This is a genomic window from Longimicrobiaceae bacterium (genome assembly GCA_036375715.1).
Taxonomy (GTDB): Bacteria; Gemmatimonadota; Gemmatimonadetes; order Longimicrobiales; family Longimicrobiaceae; genus DASVBS01.
This window is the reverse complement of the sequence record DASVBS010000012.1, coordinates 1-3,199: the sequence shown is the minus strand read 5'-3', so window position 1 is coordinate 3,199 and position 3,199 is coordinate 1. Positions and strand designations below refer to the sequence as shown.

General features: G+C 69.1%; 2 protein-coding genes. Both read left to right on the top strand.

Translation table 11 applies throughout. The features are described 5' to 3' along the window. The coding region (locus tag VF167_02005) for a substrate-binding domain-containing protein (protein ID HEX6924174.1) at positions 1 to 1,684 on the top strand (1,684 nt) is incomplete at its 5' end. A 196-nt stretch (positions 1,685 to 1,880) separates the two neighbouring features. Continuing rightward, positions 1,881 to 3,199: glycosyl hydrolase (locus VF167_02000; protein HEX6924173.1), on the top strand; the 1,319-nt coding region annotated here is incomplete at its 3' end.

Here is a 3,199-nt window from a genome sequence, read left to right as displayed (position 1 = left end):
CCTGGGGACCTTCTCGCTCTTCCGCGGGGTGGCCGAGGGGCTCACGCGGGGGATCGACGCCTATTCCGGCTTCCCTTGGGGGTTCCTCTTCCTGGGGCAGGGCTACGTCGGTGGGGTGGTGCCGACGCAGCTCTTCGTGCTGGCGGCGGCCGCCATCGGATTCGCCTGGTGGCTGCACCGGACCGGCTTCGGGCGGAGCCTGTACGCCATCGGCTTCTCCCCCGAGGGCGCTCGGTACGCCGGGATCCCGGTCGAGCGCCGGCTGTTCGTCATTTACCTGCTCTCGGGGCTGGCGAGCGCGCTGGCGGCGGTCATCTACGTCGCCCACCTGGGGCAGGCGAAGTCCGACGCGGGGACGGGCTACGAGCTGATCGCCATCACGGCGGTGGTGCTGGGCGGGGCATCGATCTTCGGCGGACGGGGGACCGTGCTGGGCACCGTGCTCGGCCTGTTCGCCATCGTGATTCTGCAGAACGGGCTGCGCCTGAGCGCGCTGCCGGCGGAGCTGGCGGGGGTGCTCACCGGCGTGCTGCTCGTCGGCACGATCCTGCTGGACGGCCTCTATCGGCGCGCGCGCGCCCGGGCGGCCCCGGCGCTTCATCCTGAGGAGGAAGACGAAGTGAGGAATTCACAGGTCGCGGTGCTGAGCGCCGTGGTCCTCGCCGGCTCGCTCATCGTGGCGGCGAGCAACTGGATGCTGGTCCGCTCGATCACCGACGCCATCGGCGGTCCCGCGGGGCAACGCGCGGCCGCGGCCGGCGCGGCGACGAACCCGGCGGATCGACCCGTGGTGGCGATGATGCCCAAGGCGAAGGGCGATCCCTACTTCATCAGCGCGCGTGCGGGCGCGGACGAGGCGGCCGAGGAGTTCGGCGTCGAGCTGCTGTGGGACGGCCCCACCGACCTCGACGCCGCGCGGCAGAACCAGATCGTCGAGGCGTGGATCACCAGCGGGGTGGACGCCATTGCGGTGAGCGTCGAGAACCGGGTGGCGATCTCGAGCGTGCTGCGCAAGGCGATGGACAACGGCATCAAGGTGATCACCTGGGACGCCGACGCGGAGGAGGACGCGCGACACTTCCTGGTGAATCAGGCCACCCCGCAGGGCATCGGCTACACCCTGATGGACGAGGCCGCGCGCATCATGGGCGGCGAGGGGCGCTTCGCCATCATCACCGCCTCGCTCAGCGCCGCCAACCAGAACGAGTGGATCGAGCACATCCGGGCGCGGCTGGAGGAGCGCTATCCCAACATCGAGCTGGTGACCATCCAGCCGAGCGACGGCGACCGTGACCGCGCCTTTGCCGAGACCCAGACCGTGCTCAAGGTCTACCCCGACGTGAAGCTGATCATGGCCATCGCCGCGCCGGCGGTGCCGGGTGCGGCCGAGGCGGTGAAGCAGTCGGGGCGCACCGACGTGAAGGTCACCGGTCTGTCGCTGCCGAACATGTGCCGCCCCTACATCAAGGAGGGGATCATCGAGAGCATCGTGCTGTGGAACACGGTGGATCTCGGGTACCTGACCGTGCGCACCGCGCAGGCGCTGGTGTCGGGCGAGCTGGAGCCGGGGGATAGTGCGCTGGAGGCCGGGCGGCTGGGAACGGTGGAGGTGGTGGAGGACGAGGTGCGGCTGGGCGAGCCGTTCATCTTCAATGCGGGGAATATCGATGAGTTTGATTTTTGAGGCCGGGATAGGGGCGGTGGAGGGTGGGAAGTCAGGAGTCAGAAGCCAGAAGTTAGAAGCTAGGAGCTAGGAGTCAGGAGTTGGCCCGCGGGGCGCGGAGGCCGAACGCGCGTGCGGATGGTGCGAATCGCGCCATTATCCCATTCATCCTCCCCATTCCATCATCCAAACGAGCTTCCCTATCCGTCACCGATCCATGAGAAAGATCCTCTTCCTGCTCGGGTTGCTACTCCCCGTGCAGCTCCACGCCCAGCTCGAGTGGCCGGAGATCACCCGGGAGGCGAAGCCGTGGACGCGCTGGTGGTGGCTGGGGAGCGCGGTCGACTCGGCCAATCTCACCCGAGAGCTGGAGGAGCTGGCGCGGGTGGGGTTCGGCGGCGTGGAGGTGACCAGCATCTACGGGATCAAGGGGCAGGAGGACCGGCATATCCCCTACTTCTCCGACCGCTGGATCGCGATGCTCGGGCACGCGGCGGCGGAGGCGAACCGGCTGGGGATGGGGCTGGACATGCCCCCGGGCTCCGGGTGGAAGATGGGGGGTCCCGAGGTGCCGCTGGAGCTCGCCAGCCGCTCCCTGCGCTTCGTCGCCGACACCGCGCCGAGCGGAGCGGTGACGTGGAGCGTGGAGATCCGCAACAACAACGAGCAGGTGAAGCGTCCGGCGCCGGGCGGCGAGGGCAACGTGGTCGACGTGCTCTCCGAGAAGGCGGTGGCGGCGTACTTCGACTACTTCGGCGGCAAGCTGGAGCGCCCCCCCGAGGGGATCGTCCGCTCCTTCTTCCACGACTCCTACGAGTACTCGGGCGACGGGTCGGCCGAGCTGTTCGATTTCTTCGCCGAGCGGCGGGGCTACGACCTGCGGGAATACGCCGCGGCGCTGGCGGGGGAGGGGGATCCGGAGACCGTGGCGCGGGTGCGCTCCGACTACCGACAGACGATGGACGAGATGCTGCTGGAGCACCTGATCGGGCCCTTCACCGACTGGGCCCACCAGCACGGCAGCCTCACCCGCAACCAGGCGCACGGCTCGCCCGGGAACATCCTGGACCTGTACGCCGCGAGCGACATCCCCGAGACCGAGATCTTCGGTCCGCTGGACGGCAGCGACGCCGACCCGCTGATCTCCAAGTTCGCCTCCTCCGCGGCGCACGTCGCCGGGAAGCCCCGGGCCTCGGCCGAGTCGATGACCTGGCTGGGCGAGCACTGGACGGTGAGCCTGAACGACGTCAAGCAGGCGGTGGACGGGCTCTTCGTGAGCGGGATCAACCACGTCTTCTTCCACGGCACCGCCTACTCCCCGGACGACGCCACCTGGCCGGGGTGGCTGTTCTATGCCTCCACCCAGTTCAACGACCGCAACGCCTTCTGGCGCGACATCCCGGCGCTGAACCAGTACATCGCCCGCGTGCAGTCGGTGATGCAGAGCGGCGTGCCCGACAACGACGTGCTGCTCTACTGGCCCATCTGGGACAACTGGCACGACGCCGCCGGCCGCCGGCCGCGGATGGACTTCCG